Annotated in this window: 17 protein-coding genes; 11 read left to right on the forward strand and 6 right to left on the reverse strand. The window is 64.0% G+C overall.

Translation table 11 applies throughout. From position 1 onward, the window contains the following. Window positions 1–40: 40 nt before the first annotated feature. The 5 genes from ABE456_RS14145 to gap form a co-directional block, all read right to left on the reverse strand. Window positions 41–634, reverse strand: a complete 594-nt coding sequence (locus ABE456_RS14145; protein WP_346644465.1) for a biliverdin-producing heme oxygenase — start codon at window positions 632–634, stop codon at window positions 41–43. Window positions 635–795: 161 nt separating this feature from the next. Then, window positions 796–3384 (reverse strand): TonB-dependent receptor, encoded by a 2589-nt coding sequence (locus tag ABE456_RS14150; protein WP_346644466.1) that lies wholly within the window; start codon window positions 3382–3384, stop codon window positions 796–798. A 256-nt stretch (window positions 3385–3640) separates the two neighbouring features. Beyond that, the gene (locus tag ABE456_RS14155; RefSeq protein ID WP_346644467.1) at window positions 3641–4603 is read right to left on the reverse strand and encodes a FecR domain-containing protein; all 963 of its coding nucleotides are present in this window, start codon (window positions 4601–4603) and stop codon (window positions 3641–3643) included. Between the two features lie 88 nt (window positions 4604–4691). After that, window positions 4692–5204 carry a sigma-70 family RNA polymerase sigma factor gene (locus ABE456_RS14160; protein ID WP_346644468.1) on the reverse strand — a complete coding sequence of 171 codons (513 nt, stop codon included), beginning with the start codon at window positions 5202–5204 and terminating at the stop codon, window positions 4692–4694. A gap of 246 nt (window positions 5205–5450) precedes the next feature. Further along, window positions 5451–6452: a type I glyceraldehyde-3-phosphate dehydrogenase gene (gene gap, locus ABE456_RS14165; RefSeq protein ID WP_346644469.1), complete on the reverse strand. Its 1002-nt coding sequence runs from the start codon at window positions 6450–6452 to the stop codon at window positions 5451–5453. On the opposite strand from gap, the gene ABE456_RS14170 reads away from it, so the two are divergent. From ABE456_RS14170 to ABE456_RS14220, 11 genes are all read left to right on the forward strand, one after another. Next, window positions 6451–6645: a hypothetical protein gene (locus ABE456_RS14170; protein ID WP_346644470.1), complete on the forward strand. Its 195-nt coding sequence runs from the start codon at window positions 6451–6453 to the stop codon at window positions 6643–6645. The two genes, gap and ABE456_RS14170, sit on opposite strands and share 2 nt — an antisense overlap. A gap of 71 nt (window positions 6646–6716) precedes the next feature. Then, window positions 6717–8543 (forward strand): phosphogluconate dehydratase, encoded by a 1827-nt coding sequence (edd, locus tag ABE456_RS14175; RefSeq protein ID WP_346644471.1) that lies wholly within the window; start codon window positions 6717–6719, stop codon window positions 8541–8543. Continuing rightward, window positions 8540–9502, forward strand: coding sequence for a glucokinase (locus ABE456_RS14180; RefSeq protein ID WP_346644472.1), 963 nt, complete (start codon window positions 8540–8542; stop codon window positions 9500–9502). The genes edd and ABE456_RS14180 overlap by 4 nt, the downstream gene beginning before the upstream one ends. A gap of 171 nt (window positions 9503–9673) precedes the next feature. Next, on the forward strand, window positions 9674–10399 hold the full coding sequence (gltR, locus tag ABE456_RS14185; RefSeq protein WP_346644473.1) for a two-component system response regulator GltR: 726 nt from the start codon (window positions 9674–9676) through the stop codon (window positions 10397–10399). Further along, window positions 10380–11834, forward strand: coding sequence for an ATP-binding protein (locus ABE456_RS14190; RefSeq protein WP_346644474.1), 1455 nt, complete (start codon window positions 10380–10382; stop codon window positions 11832–11834). Before gltR ends, ABE456_RS14190 begins: the two co-directional genes overlap by 20 nt. A gap of 297 nt (window positions 11835–12131) precedes the next feature. Further along, window positions 12132–13418: an ABC transporter substrate-binding protein gene (locus tag ABE456_RS14195; RefSeq protein ID WP_346644475.1), complete on the forward strand. Its 1287-nt coding sequence runs from the start codon at window positions 12132–12134 to the stop codon at window positions 13416–13418. Window positions 13419–13558: 140 nt separating this feature from the next. Further along, a complete protein-coding gene (locus tag ABE456_RS14200) occupies window positions 13559–14467 on the forward strand; it encodes a sugar ABC transporter permease (protein ID WP_346644476.1) in 909 nt (302 codons plus the stop codon). Beyond that, a complete protein-coding gene (locus tag ABE456_RS14205) occupies window positions 14460–15305 on the forward strand; it encodes a carbohydrate ABC transporter permease (protein ID WP_346644477.1) in 846 nt (281 codons plus the stop codon). The genes ABE456_RS14200 and ABE456_RS14205 overlap by 8 nt, the downstream gene beginning before the upstream one ends. Window positions 15306–15308: 3 nt before the next feature. Beyond that, window positions 15309–16463, forward strand: a complete 1155-nt coding sequence (gene ugpC / locus ABE456_RS14210) for a sn-glycerol-3-phosphate ABC transporter ATP-binding protein UgpC (protein ID WP_346644478.1) — start codon at window positions 15309–15311, stop codon at window positions 16461–16463. Between the two features lie 41 nt (window positions 16464–16504). After that, window positions 16505–17848, forward strand: coding sequence for a carbohydrate porin (locus ABE456_RS14215; protein WP_346644479.1), 1344 nt, complete (start codon window positions 16505–16507; stop codon window positions 17846–17848). Between the two features lie 116 nt (window positions 17849–17964). Continuing rightward, window positions 17965–18819 (forward strand): D-hexose-6-phosphate mutarotase, encoded by an 855-nt coding sequence (locus ABE456_RS14220; RefSeq protein WP_016485098.1) that lies wholly within the window; start codon window positions 17965–17967, stop codon window positions 18817–18819. Here the strand turns inward: ABE456_RS14220 and hexR are convergent. Next, window positions 18812–19675 (reverse strand): DNA-binding transcriptional regulator HexR, encoded by an 864-nt coding sequence (gene hexR / locus ABE456_RS14225; RefSeq protein WP_346644493.1) that lies wholly within the window; start codon window positions 19673–19675, stop codon window positions 18812–18814. The two genes, ABE456_RS14220 and hexR, sit on opposite strands and share 8 nt — an antisense overlap. Window positions 19676–19739 lie beyond the last annotated feature (64 nt).

A 19739-nucleotide genomic window follows, 5' to 3' on the forward strand; every position in this document is an offset into this window, starting at 1 on the left:
AAACGGTTCGGCCACCGAAAGGGTGGCCGGTTACGGCGTATCAAACCAGCGCGGCATCTGCAGCATAGGCGTGCTTGAGCAGTTCGGTGAAGCGTTCGAAGGCGGCGACTGCGCCACGTTCGGCAGCGGCTTCCTCTTCGGCCGACAGTTCAAGGCCATCGAGAATGCGGGTGAACTGCTTCCAGCCTTCGGCACGGCCACCGGCCGGTTCGCCCAGGTGGCGGGCGCCGAAACTGTCGGACAGCTGCAGGGCCACGGCACGCTTGATCAGAAACGCAGCGCCCAGTTTGGAGCCTTCGGAGACGAAGATCCAGCCCATTGCCTCGCCCAGGCTTGGGTTACCCAGGGCACCTGGCACGGCTGCGGGTACTTCGGTGTCGAGATCGGCGAGGTCCAGGCGGGCCTGGTCGGCACGGCAGCGCTCGGCCAGGTCGGGGACGATGGCGATCAGTTGCGGGTCGTTGTACAGGGCCTGCAGCTCGGACTGGAACAGGTACTGGGCGACCACGAAACGGGCGAAGCTTTCGCGGCTGTCGAACGGCGCATGGGATTTGACCAGGGCATCCAGCTCGGCGTGGGGGGCGTGGGTGATCTGGTTCAGGCGCTGGGAGCGCAGGGCTGGGCGGTCGGTCATGGGGCAGTCCTTGGAAAGAGAGGCGTCTAGAGACAAGACGAAACAGCGCGGGCGAGACAGTAAAAAAACTGGGTATTTACAGATTGGTTATTGCAGCGCCTGGGAGATCGAGCGCCGCCCGCGCGGCGCTCGATCTCCCAGGCGATGCAAATCTGGAACGGTCAGATATCCCACACCACATTGATACCGAAGTTGCGCCCTGGCATGGTCAGGCGGTCGATGTTGGCCGGTTGGGTCACACCGGCTTCACCCTGGCCGTCGTAGCTGCGTACCGAGTCCCACTGCCAGTATTTCTTGTCGGTGAGGTTGTACAGGCCGGCGTTGATGGTGACGTCGTCGGTGACCTTGTAGTAGCCGCTCAGGTCCAGCACGCCATAGCCCGGGGTGCGGAACTTGGAGGTCGAGCCGTCGGGCGAGTAGAAGGTGGTGTCGTCGACACGGGTCTTGCGCTTGACCAGCGTCCAGCTCAGCAAGCCGCCGTAGTTCTGCTGCTCGTAACCCAGGCCAAACACACCCTTGAGCGGGTTGACGCTGTTCAGTGGCTCGCCAGTATCGTCGTTGCGGCCATAGGTGTAGGCAATCGAACCCTGGGTGTACAGGCCCTGCGGCGCACCGAAGTGGTCGAGGTTCAGGCGGCCCTTGACCTCGGCACCCTTGATGGTGGCGTGCTTGATGTTGTTGGCCTGGAAGGTCTGTTCCAGGCTGGCACCCTGCACGGCGTCTTCGTCGATGAAGTCGCGGTACTTGTTGTAGAACACCGCCACGTCGAAGTTGCCAGCGTCGAAGTTGCCACGCAGGCCGGTTTCGTAGCTTTTGCTCTTCTCCGGTTCAAGGTTCGGGTTGCCCTCAACGCGGTAGCCTTGCTCGATGTTTTCGAAGCGGCCGAACATGGCCTTGGCGGTGGGGGTGCGGAAGCCTTCGGCGTACTGGCCGTACCAGGTGTAGTTGTCGTTGAAGGCGTAGGTGAGGCCGAACTTGGGCGATACGCGGTGCCACTTCTTGTCCGAGTCGTCTTGAGAGGTGGGCGCGGTACCGGTGGAGGCCAGGCCACGCAGGAACTCTTCGGTGAACTTGGGCTCCATGCGCGTGTAGTCGTAGCGTGCGCCAGGCATGAAGGTCCAGTTGTTCCAGCGGATTTCGTCCTGCACGAACAGGCTGTAGGTGTTTACGGTCGGGTCCGGGAAGTCGCTGACCAGGGCCTGGCCGTCTGCCGGGCGGTCGGCGCCGGCGGCCGAGCAACCCACGCCAACGGCCAGGCAGGTGCCGGTGCCGCTACGCGAGCCGGTAACCTTCTCGTGCTTGAGGGTGGTGCCGTAGGTCAGCAGATGGTCGGTGGCGCCGATGCTGAAGGCTTTGTCCAGCTGAGCGTCGAACACCCATTGGCGGTCCTTGTAGGTGGTGTCGCGGGTACGCAGCACCTGGCGGGTGATCGGCGCGTAGATTTCCTCGGTGTGCTGATCGGTCTTGGCAATCTGGTAGTTCAGGCTCCACTTCACATGATCGGCGACCAGCGATTCCAGGCCGAACTCATGGTTGATGCCGAAGCGCTCGCGGGTGATGGTGTCGTTGCCATTACGCGCTTTGTAAAAGCCCATGGCATTGGTGCCATTGATGAACGGCCCGCCAACCGCGCTGAGGATGTTCTGGTCGCGGTCATCCTTGTAGCGCTCGTAGGTAAATCCCAGGCGTGCGTCGTCGGCATAGTTCCAACCCAGCTTGGCCAGCACGTTGGTGGTGCGCACGTCCATCGGGTTGGCCTCGGTGCGCGACAGCCCGTCGCCGCTGTGGCTGCCGTGGGTCTCGGTTTCGTGGCCGTTGCGCTGGCTCAGGTGCAGCAGGCCGTCGAAGTCACCTTGGCGGCCGGCGACGGTGGCAGAGGTCAGCCAGCTTTCGTCGGCCGAGCTGTAGCCGGTCTTCAGGCGGGCGCCCACGTCCTTGCCGGGCTTGATGATGTCGTCCGGGTCGAGGGTGAAGTAGCTCACCGCGCCGCCGATGGCGTTGCTGCCATACAGCACCGAGGCCGGGCCGCGGAGGATTTCCACGCGCTTGACGATTTCCGGGTCCACGTAGTTGCGCTGGGTCTGGGCGTAAGGGCCATAGAAGAAGCTGTCAGGGATCGACACGCCGTCGACCTGGGTGAGGATCCGCTCGCCGTCGATACCACGGATGTTGTAGCCGTTCAGGCCACTGCGCTGGCCAGTGCCGGCCACCGACACGCCTGGCTCGTAGCGCACCAGGTCCTGGATATTGTTGACGTTCTGCCGGTCCAGTTGCTCACGGGTCTGCACGCTGACCGTGCTCGGCACCTGGCTGACGTCCTGGGCGCTACGGGTGGCACTGACGGTAACCTGCTGCAGGGCAATCACATTGCTGCTGGTTTGGCGTTCGAGCACCACGTTGCCGTTGCTGATCTTGCGAAAGCCCAGGCCGGTACCGTGCAGCAGGCGCTTGAGTGCGGCATCTGGCGGCAGCGAACCCTGTACCCCTGGCGAGGCCACGCCGTCGGCCAACTCGGCGCTGAAGCCGACTTGCCAGCCAGTGACCTGGCTGAAGGCGTTGATTGCCGATACCAGCGGCTGCTGGCCGATGCTGAACCGGTAGTCGCCCATGCGCGGGCTACTGGCCTGGGCCGGCTCGGCGGCCAGCGCCGGCAGGCTGCAGGCGCCGCTGGCCAGCAGGGCCAAGGTCAGCAGCGAGAGCTGCCCTGTACGGCGGGGAAGGGTGGACGAGCGGGTAGGACCTGTGGACATCGAAAGCGCTCCCAGACGCGCGGACTGTTATAGGTGATGGCTGTTCTCGTTTTCAAACAAGAATCAGTTGCATTGGCTATAACGAGACGGGCGGGGTAGCGCGACTGCGTAAAAATAATTTGCTAGCTCTCGCAAGCGGTCCGAATAACCTGTGGGAGCGGCTTTAGCCGTGAAGAATCCAACGCGGTACATGGCACCGGCTGCGCCGGTGTTCGCGGCTGAAGCCGCTCCTACAACGATGTGTGTGCCTGTGTAATCAGTTCAGAATGACCAGCGCCGGGTACTCATGCAGCTGTGCCGAGGTGATGTGGGCCAGTGCGCGCAGGGTTTCCAGGGGCTGGTCGAGGCGGTAGTTGCCGGTGACGGCAACGTCTTCCAGTTGCGCATTGCGGTTGATGATCCAGCCCGGGTAGTAACGCCGCACCTCGGCCAGCACCTGGCTCAACGGGCAGTTCTCGAACACCAGGCGGCCGTCGACCCAGGCCAGGTCCTTGTGCATGTCGGGGCGCTGACGCTGGCCAAAGCCCTGTGGGCCGACGCTGATGCTGTCGCCGGCACTCAGGCGAATGCGCTGGTCGCGTGCGCCTTGCAGGTCGACATCGCCGCGCTGCACCCGCACCTGCGCCTCGCCGTCGAGGTAGCGCACGGCAAAATCGGTGTCGCGTACCTGTGCCCGCAACGGCCCGGCCTCCACCTCCAGCGGCAGCAGCGCGCCCTCGGGCACCTGGAAGTATGCCTCGCCCTGCAGCAGGCGGGCGACCTGCTGCCCGTCACGGCGGTCGCTGGCAAATGCCGAGTTGGTGTTGAGCAGCACTTTCGCGCCCTCTTCCAGCTGCAGGCGCTGGCGCTCGCCCACCACCGTCAGGTGGTCAGCCTGCAGGCGCATGGGCAGGTTGCCGAGGGTGAACAGCCCGACCAGCAGCACTGCGGCGGTGGCCAGGGGTTTCCAGTGGCTGCGCAGGCGCCCGCGCCACGAGCGGCGCTGCTGCTGGTGCATCTGCGTGGCCACTTGGTGCAGCGGCGTACCGTTCCACAGTGCTTCTGCCTCGACATAGGCCTCGGCGTTTTCCGGTGCCGCGCTCAGCCAGGCTTCGAAGGCCAGGGTGTCCTCGGCATCGGCGCATTGCAGGCGCACCAGCCAGTCCAGCGCCTCGTCCATGGCACGAGCACGGGCGTTGGGCCCGGCAGGTGACGGGCGAGGGGCGGGGCTGTCGGTCACGGTGAATCCTTGAATGGTTTTTTGCGAATGATCAAGGCTTGGGCGGGGTGTGGCAAGGGCTTTGCGTTACCGCTCGCCTGTTCTCGGCTCACTTGAGGCGGTCGGCTACACCCATGCAGATCGCCATGATCAGTTTCAGTTCCTTCTGTACCGTGCTGGCCGAAACATTCAGTTGTTCGGCAATTTCCAGGTAGGTGGCGCCATGCAGGCGGCTGAGGATGAAGATGCGCTGCTGGCGCTCGCTCAGTTGGTTGAGGCTGACACTGAGGCGCTTGAGCAACTGTTCGGCATGGGCGGCATCCTCGCTGTTGCTGGCGGGTGCGGCCACGCTATGCAGCACCTCGTCAGGCACGTCGTCGACCAGCATGCGCGCCTGCACCCGGCGCGCGCGCAGGTGGTCGAGGGCCAGGTTGCGTGCGGTCTGGAACACGAACGGCTCGATATGCTCGATAGGCCGCTCACCCAGGGCGCGGGACACCCGCAAGTAGGTTTCCTGCAGCAGGTCCTCGGCCGTGCTGGGGTTGCCCACCATACGCTGCAAGGTACGCAGCAAGGTAAGGCGCTGGACGAGGAAGACGGAGTTGAACCGGGACTGACTCACGGGGGAACCTGGCCGACGAAAGGTTAATGATAATGCTTATCATCTATGCCGAAGGTCAAGTGTGGAAATGTTAGGAAAAGGTAAAGATTGTGAGTGCGCTGATGTTGGTGTGCTTTTTGTGGGAGCGGCCTTGCGTCGCGATTGGGCTGCAAAGCAGCCCCAGAATTTTCTGCGCAAATGCTGAAATCCGGGGGCCGCTTTGCGGCCCAATCGCGACGCAAGGCCGCTGCCACAAAGGCCGGGTCGTCAGCCTGCCCGGTGCAGCGCCAGACAGTTATCCAGCATGCGGTTGCTGAACCCCCACTCGTTGTCGTACCAGGCCAGCACCTTGAGCATGCGCCCGTTGGCCCGGGTGTGGTTGGCATCGAAAATCGACGACAGCGGGTTGTGGTTGAAATCGCAGGAAACCAACGGCAAGGCGTTGTAGCCCAATACCCGGGAATGTTTGCTGGCCTCAAGGAACAGCTGGTTGACCTGCTCAGCCGTGGCCTCGCGCTTGAGGTTGACGGTGAGGTCCACCAGCGACACGTTGATCACCGGTACCCGCACCGCCATGCCGGTCAGCTTGCCCGCCAGCTCCGGCAGCACCAGGCCCACGGCCTCGGCGGCACCGGTCTTGCTCGGGATCATCGACTGGGTCGCCGAGCGCGCACGGTACGGGTCGCCGTGGTACACGTCGGTCAGCACCTGGTCATTGGTGTAGGCATGAATGGTGGTCATCAGGCCTTGCTCGATGCCAAATTCACGGTCCAGCACCTGGGCGATCGGCGCCAGGCAGTTGGTGGTGCAGGAGGCGTTGGAAATGACCTGGTGCGAGGCCCGCAGAATGTCGTGGTTTACCCCATACACCACGGTGGCATCGGCACCCTTGGCCGGCGCCGAGACAATCACCTTGCCAGCCCCGGCGGCCAGGTGCGCGGCGGCCTTGGCGCGCTCGGTGAACAGCCCGGTGCACTCGAACACCACGTCGATCGCCTCGGCCTTCCAGGGCAGTTCGGCCGGGTTGCGGATGGCACTGACCGCGATACGGTCACCATTGACCGTCAGGCTTTCATGGTCGGCCTCGACAGTGGCGTCGAAGGTGCCGTGCACGCTGTCGTACTTGAGCAGGTGGGCATTCATGGCGCTGTCTCCCAGGTCGTTGATGGCGACGACCTGCAGGTCCTGGCGGTAACCTTGGGTATACAGTGCGCGCAGGACGTTGCGCCCGATGCGGCCGAATCCATTGATGGCGATGCGTAGGGTCATGGCAGTACCTCTGGCAGTCCGAGTGAAAGCTGTGGCACAAAGGCGCTTCACTGAAACGGTTTTGTTGTTGGAATTACAAGATTATTCACTGGGCGATAGAAAAAAAGCCTTTTTAGTGGCAGTATTTTGTTTAAACATACAACGAGTGGTTGGGCGACGTGCCTCCACCGATGCAGCGGGCTCCTTACCTTGAGCCTAGGCTGCAATCGTTTGGAGGGGAAATGCCTGGTAAACCGCCCTTACAATTAGCCTGGAGTCCAGTACATGCACCCGCGCATCCTTGAGGTCACCCAGCGGCTGGTCGAACGCAGCCGTGCCACCCGCGAACGCTACCTGCAGCTGATTCGTGGCGCGGCCAGTGAAGGGCCCATGCGTGCCAGCCTGCAGTGCGCCAACTTCGCCCATGGCGTGGCCGGTTGCGGCAGCGAGGACAAGCAGACCCTGCGCCTGATGAACGCTGCCAACGTAGCCATCGTCTCGGCGTACAACGACATGTTGTCTGCCCACCAGCCGTACCTGCACTTCCCCGAGCAGATCAAGCAGGCCCTGCGCGAGGTCGGCTCGGTCGGCCAGTTCGCCGGTGGCGTGCCGGCCATGTGCGACGGCGTGACCCAGGGCGAGCCGGGCATGGAACTGGCTATCGCCAGCCGTGAAGTGATCGCCATGTCCACTGCGGTAGCGCTGTCGCACAATATGTTCGATGCCGCGCTGATGCTGGGCATCTGCGACAAGATCGTCCCCGGCTTGATGATGGGCGCACTGCGCTTCGGCCACCTGCCGACCATCTTCGTTCCCGGTGGGCCGATGGTCTCCGGCATCTCCAACAAGCAGAAGGCCGACGTGCGCCAGCGCTATGCCGAAGGCAAGGCCAGCCGCGAAGAGCTGCTGGAGTCGGAGATGAACTCCTACCACAGCCCTGGCACCTGCACTTTCTACGGCACTGCCAACACCAACCAGCTGGTGATGGAAGTGATGGGCCTGCACCTGCCGGGGGCCTCGTTCGTCAACCCGTACACCCCGCTGCGCGATGCGCTCACCGCCGAGGCTGCGCAGCAGGTCACGCGCATGACCAAGGCCAGCGGCAGCTTCATGCCGCTGGGCGAAATCGTCGACGAGAAGGCGCTGGTCAACTCCATCGTCGCCCTGCACGCCACCGGCGGCTCGACCAACCACACCTTGCACATTCCGGCGATTGCCCAAGCGGCAGGTATCCAGCTGACCTGGCAGGACATGGCCGACCTCTCCGAAGTGGTGCCGACCCTGTCGCACGTCTACCCCAACGGCAAGGCCGATATCAACCACTTCCAGGCCGCTGGCGGCATGGCCTTCCTGATCCGCGAGCTGCTCGACGCCGGGTTGCTGCACGAAGACGTCAACACCGTGGCCGGCCACGGCCTGCGCCGCTACACCCAGGAGCCGTTCCTCGACAACGGCAAGCTGGTGTGGCGCGAAGGGCCGCAGCATAGCCTGGACGAAAGTATCCTGCGCCCGGTGGCGCGGCCGTTTTCGGCCGAAGGCGGCCTGCGGGTGATGGAAGGCAACCTGGGCCGTGGCGTGATGAAAGTGTCTGCTGTCGCCGCCGAGCACCAGGTAGTCGAGGCCCCGGCACGGGTGTTCCACGACCAGCAGTCGCTGGCCGATGCGTTCAAGGCCGGCGAGCTGGAGCGTGACTTCGTTGCCGTGGTGCGCTTCCAGGGCCCGCGTTGCAACGGCATGCCGGAACTGCACAAGCTCACGCCGTTCCTCGGTGTACTGCAGGACCGTGGCTACAAAGTGGCGCTGGTCACCGACGGGCGTATGTCGGGTGCCTCGGGCAAGATCCCGGCGGCTATCCACGTTTGCCCCGAGGCTTATGACGGCGGCCCGCTGGCGCGGGTGCGCGATGGTGATATCGTGCGGGTCGATGGTGTCGAAGGCACGCTGCGGGTGATGGTCTCGGCCGAAGAACTGGCCAGCCGTGACCTGCCACCAGCGCCCCAGGGCAACGACCTGGGTTGCGGGCGCGAGCTGTTCGGCTTCATGCGCATGGCGTTCAGCCCGGCAGAGCAGGGCGCCAGTGCCTTCACCTCGGCCCTGGAGAACCTCAAATGAAGGACCTGCTGGTTGGCGACATCGGCGGCACCAATGCCCGTTTTGCGTTGTGGCGTGACAACCAGCTGCATGAAGTGAAAGTGTTCGCCACCGCGGACTACACCAGCCCGGAGCAGGCCATCGAGGCCTACCTGGAGGGCCAGGGTATCGCCCGTGGCGGCCTGGCGGCGGTGTGCCTGGCGGTGGCCGGGCCGGTCGATGGCGATGAGTTCCGCTTCACCAACAACCACTGGCGGCTGAGCCGCACCGCGTTCTGCAATACATTGCTGGTGGAGCGGCTGCTGCTGATCAACGACTTCACCGCCATGGCACTGGGCATGACCCGCCTGCGCCAGGGGGAGTTCCGCGAAGTGTGCCCGGGCCAGGCCGACCCAACGCGGCCGGCGCTGGTGATTGGGCCTGGCACTGGCTTGGGCGTGGGTTCATTGCTGCGCCTGGGCGAGCAGCACTGGCAGGCCTTGCCGGGCGAGGGCGGCCATGTTGACCTGCCGGTGGGCAATGCCCGCGAAGCGGCGATCCATCAGCATATTCACGGTCAGATCGGCCATGTCAGTGCCGAAACCGTACTCAGTGGTGGCGGCCTGCTGCGCTTGTACCAGGCGATCTGTGCGCTGGACGGCGACATACCCAGGCACACTTCCCCAGCGCAGATCACCGATGCTGCGCTGGGCGGCGAGCCACGGGCGCTGGCGGTGGTCGAGCAGTTCTGCCGGTTCCTTGGGCGTGTGGCCGGTAACAATGTGCTGACACTGGGCGCGCGGGGCGGGGTCTATATTGTCGGCGGGGTGATCCCGCGCTTTGCCGAGCTGTTCCTGCGTAGCGGGTTCGCCACAAGCTTTGCCGACAAGGGTTGCATGAGTGGCTATTTCGCTGGCGTGCCGGTGTGGCTGGTAACGGCAGAGTTTTCCGGGTTGCTGGGGGCCGGGGTAGCGTTGCAGCAGGCACTGGATCACGGATAGGTGACAAGGGGCCGCTCCGCGGCCCATCGCGACACAAGGCCGCTCCTGGGGACCGCAGATCTTTCTGGCATTGCGCGGTCCCTGTAGGAGCGGCCTTGTGTCGCGACGGGGCGCGAAGCGGCCCCAATAACAGGCAACCAAGACCTGTAACAAACAAGAGGAAGGACCACCTTGAGCACTGCCGGCAAATCGATCCTGATGGTCGACGACGACCAGGAAATCCGCGAACTGCTGCAAACCTACCTGAGCCGTTCCGGCTTCCAGGTGCATGCCGAAGCCGACGGCGCAGGTTTTCGCCGCGCGCTGGAAAGCACCCCCTGCGACCTGGTCATCCTCGATGTCATGCTGCCCGACGAAGACGGCTTCAGCCTGTGCCGCTGGGTGCGCCAGCACCCGCGCCAGGCGCGGGTACCGATCATCATGCTCACCGCCAGTTCCGACGAAACCGACCGGGTCATCGGCCTGGAACTGGGCGCCGACGACTACCTGGGCAAACCCTTCAGCCCCCGTGAGCTGCAAGCGCGGATCAAGGCCCTGCTGCGCCGCGCCGATTTCGGCCAGGCTGCGCCAGGCAGTGCTGTGCTGGCTTTCGATGATTGGCGCCTGGACACGGTCAGCCACCGCCTGTTCCATCGTGACGGTGAAGAGGTGATTCTCTCCGGCGCTGACTTCGCTTTGCTCAAGCTGTTCCTCGACCACCCGCAGCAGATCCTCGACCGCGACACCATCGGCAACGCCACCCGTGGCCGCGAGCCGATGCCACTGGACCGCATCGTCGACATGGCGGTCAGCCGCTTGCGCCAGCGTCTGCGCGATACCGAAAAACCTCCCCGGCTGATCCGCACCGTGCGCGGCAGCGGCTACCTGCTGGCGGCGCATGTCTGCTGTGCACCCTGAACGGCGCTGGCGCCTGCTGCCGCGCTCGTTGCTGGGGCGCATGCTGCTGCTGACCCTGTTGGTGGTACTGCTGGCCCAGGGCTTGTCGAGCATCATCTGGGTTGCCCAGTTACGCGCCAGCCAGTTGCAGGGCCTGCGCGCCAGCGCCAGCAGCCTGGCCCATTCGATGAGTGCCAGTGTCAGCTACTTCCGCTCGCTGCCGGTGGCCTACCGGCCGCTGGTGCTCGACCAGCTGCGCAGCATGGGGGGCACGCGCTTTTTCGTGTCGCTCAATGTCAAGCCACTGGACATGCCGGTACTGCCGATCACCACGCGCAAGCAGGCGGTGATCGACGTGTTCCAGCAGGTATTGCACGAGCGGCTCGGCTCGCAGATGGAAATTTCCGTAGAGTTCGTCGCCCCCGATGACCTGCGCATCTTCAACAGCGGCCTCAAGCTCGACGAGCTGCCACGTTCGTGGGCGCATTATTCGCTGACCCTGGAACCGCTCAACCCACCGGTACTGGTAACGCAGATCCGCCTGGGCGAGGGCGAGTGGCTGTACATCGCCTCGCTGCTGCCCGAGCCGTATACCAGCCTGGAGGCCGAGCGCCTGCCACGTCAGCAGATTGGCTTCATCGTGCTCACTACCGCCTTGTTGCTGTTGTTCATCGGCTTGCTGGTGCACTGGCAGAGCTGGCCGCTCAAGCGCCTGGCGCGGGCTGCGCGGGAGATGTCGCTGGGTGCTGATGTGGCGCCAGTGGCCGAAGGCGGTGGCAGCGAAGTGGTCGAGGTGGGCCGGGCGTTCAACAGCATGCGCGAGCGCATCAGCCGCTACCTGACGGAGCGCAGCCAGCTGTTCAGCGCCATTTCCCACGACCTGCGCACACCCATCACCCGGCTGCGCCTGCGCGTCGAACTGCTGGAGGACGAGCGCCTGCAGGCCAAGTTCAGCCAGGACCTGGACGAGCTGGAACTGCTGGTCAAAGGCGCGTTGCAGTGCGTGAAGGACACCGACATTCACGAAAACATCGAACCGGTCGACCTTAACCAGGTGCTGGAGATTCTGGCCGAACCTTACCTGGGCGATGGCCGCATCACCCTGGTAGGCCGGGCGCTGGCGCCGTACCCGGGTAAGCCGTTGGCATTGCGGCGCTGCATCGGCAACTTGATCGACAACGCCATCAAGTACGGCGAGCGGGCACGGCTGCGCATCATCGACAGTGCCGAAGGGTTTGTGCTGCAGGTGGACGACCAAGGGCCGGGGGTGCCACAGCAGCAGCTGGAGCAGGTGTTCGAGCCGCACTTCCGCCTGGCCGGGCAGCAGCAGGGGTATGGGCTGGGGTTGGGGATTGCCCGCAACATTGCCCATAGCCATGGCGGGGAGGTGAGCTTGCTCAACCTGCGCGAAGGCGGGTTGCGGGTGACCCTGCATCTGCCGCGGGGCATGGACTGAGAATTTGTGCTGCCTGTGCCGGCCTCTTCGCGGGTAAACCCGCTCCCACAAGACCCTCACCAGCCACGAAGTCTGTGAGGTCCCTGTGGGAGCGGGTTTACCCGCGAAGAGGCCAGCACAGTTAACTGAAATGTCACCGCCCGGTGGCAATCCCGGCGGCCATGAAGTCAGCGGCAATGTAACCAAACGATGACATTCACGCATCGCTTCGTTACCTGGCGGGGCACGCACGCTGTTTAGACTTCATGCAACGCAAGCGACCGACTTGCACGGCATAACAACAAGAAAGGTGCTTCGATGAATTCCACGCTCCGTCTCGCTGCCGCAATCTCTTTTGCCTCGTTGATCCCACTGAGTGCCCAGGCTGCCGAATCCAAAGGCAGTGTCGAGGTGGTGCACTGGTGGACCTCGGGCGGTGAAAAAGCGGCGGTCGATGTGCTCAAGGCACAAGTCGAGAAAGACGGCTTCACCTGGAAGGACGGCGCTGTTGCCGGCGGTGGTGGTGCCACCGCCATGACCGTGCTCAAGAGCCGCGCTGTGGCCGGCAACCCACCAGGTGTCGCGCAGATCAAAGGCCCGGACATCCAGGACTGGGCGGCCACCGGCCTGCTCGACGCCGATGTGCTCAAGGATGTGGCCAAGGAGGAAAAGTGGGACACGCTGCTCGACAAGAAAGTCGCCGACGCCGTGAAGTACGACGGTGACTATGTCGCCGTGCCGGTGAACGTCCACCGCACCAACTGGCTGTGGATCAACCCCGACGTATTCAAGAAGGCCGGCATCGACAAGGCGCCGGCTACCCTCGACGAATTCTACGCTGCCGCCGACAAGCTCAAGGCCGCCGGTTTCATCCCGCTTGCCCATGGCGGCCAGCCCTGGCAGGACAGCACCGTGTTCGAAAGCGTGGTGCTGGCGGTGATGGGCGCCGACGGCTACAAGAAGGCCATGGTCGAACTCGACAGCGCGGCCCTGACCGGCCCGCAGATGGTCAAGGCGCTGACCGAGCTGAAAAAGGTTGCCACCTACATGGACCCGGATGGCAAAGGCCAGGACTGGAACCTGGAAGCGGCCAAGGTCATCAACGGCAAGGCTGGCATGCAGATCATGGGCGACTGGGCCAAGAGCGAATGGACCCTGGCGAACAAGACCGCCGGCAAGGATTACCAGTGCGTGCCGTTCCCTGGCACCGACAAGGCCTTCCTGTACAACATCGACTCGTTGGTAGTGTTCAAGCAGAACAACGCCGGCACCTCCGCCGGCCAGCAGGACATTGCCCGCAAGGTACTGGGCGAGGACTTCCAGAAGGTCTTCAGCACCAACAAAGGGTCGATCCCGGTGCGCAATGACATGCTGGCCGACATGGGCAAGTACGGGTTCGATGCCTGTGCGCGGTCCTCCGCCAGCGACTTCCTCGCAGACGCCAAGAATGGCGGCCTGCAGCCAAGCATGGCGCACAACATGGCCACCACGCTGGCCGTGCAGGGCGCGTTCTTCGATGTGGTGACCAACTACATCAACGACCCCAAGGCCGACCCGGCCGACGCGGCGAAGAAGCTCTACGCGGCAGTAAAAGCCGCTCAATAGCTAGCTCGCGGCGAGTTCCCTGTGGGAGCGGGTTTACCCGCGAACACCGGCAACGCCGGTGCCAGGCATCGCGGTGTCTGCTTCGCGGGTAAACCCGCTCCCACAGGTGATGTGTTGGCCACCTTTTACGGGATTCGACCATGACCACAACAACCGCCCAACTGCGGGCCTCACCCCTGGACGCGCTACAGCGCTGGCTGCCAAAGCTGGTGCTGGCCCCTAGCATGTTCATCGTCCTGGTGGGCTTCTACGGCTACATCCTCTGGACCTTCGTGCTGTCCTTCACCACCTCGACCTTCCTGCCCACCTACAAGTGGGCTGGCTTTGCGCAATACGCCCGGCTGTTCGACAACGACCGTTGGTGGGTAGCCAGCAAGAACCTGCTGGTGTTCGGCGGCCTGTTCATCGTCATCAGCCTGGTCATCGGCGTACTGCTGGCGGTATTGCTGGACCAGCGCATCCGCCGCGAAGGCTTCATCCGCACTATCTACCTGTACCCCATGGCGCTGTCGATGATCGTCACCGGCACCGCCTGGAAGTGGCTGCTCAACCCTGGCATGGGCCTGGACAAGCTGCTGCGCGACTGGGGCTGGGAGGGCTTTCGCCTGGACTGGCTGATCGATCCCGACCGGGTGGTGTACTGCCTGGTGATCGCCGCCGTATGGCAGGCCTCGGGCTTCATCATGGCGATGTTTCTTGCCGGCCTGCGCGGCGTCGACCCGTCGATCATCCGCGCCGCGCAAATCGACGGCGCCAGCCTGCCGCGCATCTACTGGCGGGTGGTGCTGCCCAGCCTGCGCCCGGTGTTCTTCAGCGCGCTGATGATCCTTTCGCACATCGCCATCAAAAGCTTCGACCTGGTGGCGGCGATGACTGCCGGCGGCCCGGGCTACTCGTCTGACCTGCCAGCGATGTTCATGTACTCGTTCACCTTCAGCCGCGGCCAGATGGGCATGGGCTCGGCCAGCGCCATCCTCATGCTCGGGGCCATCCTGGCGATCCTCGTGCCTTACCTGTACTCGGAGCTGCGGAGCAAACGCCATGCATAGCCCTGTCGACAAGGCGCCGCTGAGCGCGAGCCGCATCGCCATCCACGCAGTACTGCTGGCTGCCGTGCTGCTCTACCTGGTGCCGCTGGTGGTGATGTTGCTGACCAGTTTCAAGACCCCGGAAGACATCAGCACCGGCAACCTGCTGAGCTGGCCGGCGGTGATCACCGGCATTGGCTGGGTCAAGGCCTGGAGCACGGTCAGCGGTTATTTCTGGAACTCGATCATGATCACCGTGCCGGCAGTGCTGATCTCCACCACCATCGGTGCACTGAATGGTTATGTGCTGTCGATGTGGCGCTTCCGCGGTTCGCAGCTGTTCTTCGGCCTGCTGCTGTTCGGCTGCTTCCTGCCGTTCCAGACCGTGCTGCTACCGGCCTCGTTCACCCTCGGCAAGCTCGGCCTGGCCAGCACCACTGGCGGCCTGGTGCTGGTGCACGTGGTCTATGGCCTGGCCTTCACCACGCTGTTTTTCCGCAACTTCTACGTAAGCATCCCTGACGCGCTGGTCAAGGCGGCCCGCCTGGACGGTGCCGGGTTTTTCACCATCTTCCGCCGCATCATCCTGCCGATGTCGACGCCGATCATCATGGTCTGCCTGATCTGGCAGTTCACCCAGATCTGGAACGACTTCCTGTTCGGCGTGGTGTTTTCCAGCGGCGACTCGCAACCGATCACCGTGGCCCTGAACAACCTGGTCAACACCAGCACCGGGGCCAAGGAATACAACGTCGACATGGCAGCGGCGATGATCGCCGGCCTGCCAACCCTGCTGGTCTACGTGGTGGCAGGCAAATATTTCGTGCGCGGGCTGACCGCCGGCGCGGTCAAGGGGTAAACCATGGCAACGCTCGAACTTCGCAATGTGAACAAGACCTATGGCAGCGGCTTGCCAGACACCCTCAAGGACATCCAGCTGTCGATCAAGGACGGTGAGTTCCTGATCCTGGTCGGCCCGTCGGGCTGCGGCAAGTCGACTTTGATGAACTGCATCGCCGGCCTGGAGCAGATCACCGGTGGTGCGATCCTCATCGACCAGCAGGATGTCAGTGGCATGAGCCCCAAGGACCGTGACATCGCCATGGTGTTCCAGTCGTACGCGCTGTACCCGACCATGAGCGTGCGCGAAAACATCGAGTTTGGCCTGAAGATCCGCAAGCTGCCCCAGGCCGCCATCGACGAGGAGGTGGCGCGGGTGGCCAAGCTGCTGCAGATCGAGCACCTGCTGGCGCGCAAGCCGGCGCAGCTGTCCGGTGGCCAGCAACAGCGGGTGGCCATGGGCCGGGCGCTGGCGCGACGGCCGAAGATCTACCTGTTCGACGAACCGCTGTCCAACCTCGATGCCAAGCTGAGGGTCGAGATGCGCACCGAAATGAAACTGATGCACCAGCGCCTGAAGACCACCACCGTGTACGTCACCCATGACCAGATCGAGGCCATGACCTTGGGCGACAAGGTGGCGGTGATGAAGGACGGCATCATCCAGCAGTTCGGCACCCCGCAGCAGATCTACAACGACCCGGCTAACCAGTTTGTCGCCAGCTTCATCGGTTCGCCGCCGATGAACTTCATCCCGGTGCGCCTGGCGCAACAGGATGGCCGCTTGCTGGCGCTGCTCGACAGCGGCCAGGCGCGTTGCGAGCTGCCCTTGGGGCTGGCCGCCGACCAACTGGATGGCCGCGAGGTCATCCTTGGCATCCGCCCCGAGCAGATCGCCCTGGGGGCAGGGGAGGGCAACGGCCTGCCAGGCATTCGCGCCGAAGTACAGGTAACCGAGCCTATCGGGCCGGACCTGCTGGTGTTCGTCACCCTCAACCAGACCAAGGTGTGCTGCCGCCTGGCGCCGGATGTGCCGTGCCGGGTTGGCGACAGCCTGAACCTGCAATTCGACCCGGCCCGGGTGCTGCTGTTTGACGCAAACAGCGGTGAGCGGCTGCATCTGGCCAGCACTGCCGCACCCGTAATGGACAACGTGGCGCACTTCAAAGGCCGTTAACTCGTCTACACCATCAATAAGAAAAAAGAGGACGCAAAGGGATGGAACAGCGCAAACGTATCAGGGCATTGGGCTCGCTGGCCCTGCTTGCCATCGTGGGCAGCAGCGGTGCACAGGCTGCAGAGGCCTTTTCCAGCGAATCGAAATGGATGACCGGCGACTGGGGTGGCACCCGTACCGAACTGCTGGACAAGGGCTACGACTTCACCCTGGACTACGTCGGTGAGGTGGCCGGCAACCTGCACGGCGGCTACAACGACGACAAGACCGCCCGCTACAGCGACCAGTTCGCCCTCGGCGCACACCTGGACTTGCAGAAAATCCTTGGCTGGCACGATGCCGAATTCAAGCTGGCGATCACCGAGCGCAGCGGCCGCAACCTGTCCAACGACCGCATCAGTGACCCGCGTGCCGGGCAGTTCAGCTCGGTGCAGGAGGTGTGGGGGCGTGGCCAGACCTGGCGGCTGACCCAGATGTGGATCAAGCAGAAGTACTTCGATGGCGCGCTGGACGTGAAATTCGGCCGCTTCGGCGAAGGCGAGGACTTCAACAGCTTCCCCTGCGACTTCCAGAACCTGGCCTTCTGCGGCTCGCAGGTGGGCAACTGGGTTGGCGGCATCTGGTACAACTGGCCGGTCAGCCAGTGGGCGCTGCGGGTCAAATACAACATCACCCCGGAATTCTTCGTCCAGGTCGGCGCCTTTGAGCAGAACCCGTCCAACCTGGAAACCGGCAATGGTTTCAAGCTCAGCGGCAGCGGCACCGAGGGGGCGATATTGCCAGTAGAAGCGGTGTGGTCGCCCAAGGTCAACGGCCTGCCGGGCGAGTACCGGCTGGGTTACTACTACAGCACGGCCAAGGCCGACGATGTGTTCGACGACGTCAACGGCAACCCGCAGGCGCTGAGCGGTGAGGCCTTCAAGTCACACTCCAGCAAGCACGGCTGGTGGGTGGTGGCGCAGCAGCAGGTCACCGCCCATGGCGGCGACATCAACCGCGGCCTCAGCCTGTTCGCCAACTTCACCGTGCACGACAAGGCCACCAACGTGGTCGACAACTACCAGCAGGTGGGGCTGGTTTACAAAGGTGCCTTCGACGCCCGGCCCAAGGATGACATCGGCTTTGGCGTGGCGCGGATTCATGTGAATGACGACGTGAAGAAACGCGCCGAACTGCTCAATGCCCAGAGCGGCATCAATGATTACGACAACCCAGGCTTCGTGCCGTTGCAGCGCACCGAGTACAACGCCGAGCTCTACTACGGCTTCCACGTCACCAACTGGCTGACCGTGCGGCCCAACCTGCAGTACATCAAGAGCCCCGGCGGGGTGGATGAGGTGGACAACGCGCTGGTCGCAGGCTTGAAGATTCAGTCGTCATTCTGAGGGCAATTGTTGTAAATTTACGCCAATCCATTTTCGGTTCCCGGCACCACTGGCTTGCAGTGGTAGCCGGGGATAGGCCGAGACAGCGCTATCTCAAACAACAAGAGCTCTGAACCATGCCCGAACATCCGCTCCATCGCTTCTTTTCCTCGCAGCGGCCACGGCCGACATTCGAGTGGGAGCGTTACCAGCAGCGCGATGTGCTGATCATCGATCACCCCCGTTGCCAGGCGGTATTCAGCCGCCAGGGTGCGCAGTTGCTGCACTTTCAACCGGCAGGTGAGCGGCCTTGGCTGTGGTGCGCCGAACAGTGGCCGCAGGTGGGCGCGATCCGTGGTGGCGTGCCGGTGTGCTGGCCGTGGTATGGCCGCCATCCCAGCGAAGACCTGTGGCCGGCCCATGGCTGGGCGCGGTTGCTGGACTGGAAGCTGGTGGACAGCCGCGAGGACGAGGAGGGTGTGACCCTGAAATGGCGGCTGGACCTGTGCGACTGGCAGGTTGACCTGCATGCCCGGCTGGGTAGCCGCATGGAGCTGAGCCTGAGCACCGAGCACCAGGACAGCGAACCCTGCCAGCTGAGCCATGCGCTGCTGGCCTACTGGCGCATTAGTGACGTGTCCGAGATAGCGCTATCCGGGCTTGAGGATATCGAGGGTTACGACCGCCTTAACCGCCAGGCCTGCCGTGAGGATGGCGCGCTGAAGCTCAAGGGCGGTTGCCAGAAGGTCTACCCCGGTACGCCGCGGGTGCAACTGCAGGACCCGGCCTGGCAGCGCGAGCTGTGCATCGACACCGGTGACAGCGATGACACCGTGGTCTGGCACCCGGGCAACCGCCCGCTGATGGGCGTGACCGGCCGCGAAAGCCAGCGATTTGTCTGCGTCGAAGCCGCCAGCGGCAGTGGCGAGGGCCTGAGCCTGGCGCCGGGGCAGCGTGCCCACCTGCGCCTGCAGGCGCACCGGCTCAGTTGAGTTCGTCGTCCTCGATCGGGTAGCGGCTGGCGTTGAGGCTTTCCTTGATCTTGCGCAGGTGCGGCTGGAAGTCCACGCCGCGGCGCAGGGTCATGCCGGTGGCCAGCACATCGAGCACGGTCAGCTGAATGATCCGCGAGGTCATCGGCATGTAGATGTCGGTGTCTTCCGGCAGCGGAATGTTCAGGCTCAGGCTGCAGGCGTTGGCCAGCGGCGAACCGGCGGCGGTCAGACCCAGCACCGAGGCGCCGTTTTCCCGGGCCAGGCGGGCCACTTCGACCAGTTCGCGGGTGCGCCCGGTGTAGGAAATGATCACGAACAGGTCACCGGTGTGGGCCACCGAGGCCAACATGCGCTGCATCAGCACGTCGGCATGGGCCGAGACCGCCAAGTTGAAGCGGAAGAACTTGTGCTGTGCATCCAGGGCCACCGGGGCCGAAGCGCCAAGGCCGAAGAAGTGGATCTGCCGAGCCTGGATCATCATGTCCACGGCGCGGCTGACCTGCTGTGGGTCGAGCTGCTGGCAGGCGCCGTCAAGCGAGGCGATGGCACTGGCGAAGATCTTCTGGGTATAGGCGGCCGGGTCATCGTCGGCCTCTACCGCGCGGCTGACGTAGGCGGCGCCGCTGGCCAGGCTCTGCGCCAGCTGCAGCTTGAGCTCCGGGTAGCCGCTGACGCCGAACGAGCGGCAGAAGCGGTTGACGGTCGGTTCGCTGACCTTGGCCGCCTGGGCCAGCGCAGCGATGCTGAAACGGGTGGCTTGTTGCGGGTTGAGCAGGATGACTTCGGCGACTTTGCGTTCGGCCTTGTTCAGCTCGTCGAGGCGTCCCTGGATCTGTTCCAGGAGGTTTCGCACGCGGTCCATGGGTGTGTCCTTGGGTCGGGAAGACAGCCGGCTGTGGAAGCAGCAGGCTTTTTGC

The organism is Pseudomonas sp. TWI929 (assembly GCF_039673335.1).
Classification (GTDB): Bacteria; Pseudomonadota; Gammaproteobacteria; order Pseudomonadales; family Pseudomonadaceae; genus Aquipseudomonas.

Excerpts from the sequence above, each read along its gene's own strand:
- ABE456_RS14145 (WP_346644465.1), bottom strand. The coding sequence starts at position 634 with ATGACCGACCGCCCAGCCCTGCGCTCCCAGCGCCTGAACCAGATCACC.
- ABE456_RS14150 (WP_346644466.1), bottom strand. The coding sequence starts at position 3,384 with ATGTCCACAGGTCCTACCCGCTCGTCCACCCTTCCCCGCCGTACAGGG.
- ABE456_RS14170 (WP_346644470.1), top strand. The coding sequence starts at position 6,451 with ATGGCAGTACCTCTGGCAGTCCGAGTGAAAGCTGTGGCACAAAGGCGC.
- gap (WP_346644469.1), bottom strand. The coding sequence starts at position 6,452 with ATGACCCTACGCATCGCCATCAATGGATTCGGCCGCATCGGGCGCAAC.
- edd (WP_346644471.1), top strand. The coding sequence starts at position 6,717 with ATGCACCCGCGCATCCTTGAGGTCACCCAGCGGCTGGTCGAACGCAGC.
- ABE456_RS14180 (WP_346644472.1), top strand. The coding sequence starts at position 8,540 with ATGAAGGACCTGCTGGTTGGCGACATCGGCGGCACCAATGCCCGTTTT.
- ABE456_RS14190 (WP_346644474.1), top strand. The coding sequence starts at position 10,380 with ATGTCTGCTGTGCACCCTGAACGGCGCTGGCGCCTGCTGCCGCGCTCG.
- ABE456_RS14195 (WP_346644475.1), top strand. The coding sequence starts at position 12,132 with ATGAATTCCACGCTCCGTCTCGCTGCCGCAATCTCTTTTGCCTCGTTG.
- ABE456_RS14200 (WP_346644476.1), top strand. The coding sequence starts at position 13,559 with ATGACCACAACAACCGCCCAACTGCGGGCCTCACCCCTGGACGCGCTA.
- ABE456_RS14205 (WP_346644477.1), top strand. The coding sequence starts at position 14,460 with ATGCATAGCCCTGTCGACAAGGCGCCGCTGAGCGCGAGCCGCATCGCC.
- ugpC (WP_346644478.1), top strand. The coding sequence starts at position 15,309 with ATGGCAACGCTCGAACTTCGCAATGTGAACAAGACCTATGGCAGCGGC.
- ABE456_RS14215 (WP_346644479.1), top strand. The coding sequence starts at position 16,505 with ATGGAACAGCGCAAACGTATCAGGGCATTGGGCTCGCTGGCCCTGCTT.
- ABE456_RS14220 (WP_016485098.1), top strand. The coding sequence starts at position 17,965 with ATGCCCGAACATCCGCTCCATCGCTTCTTTTCCTCGCAGCGGCCACGG.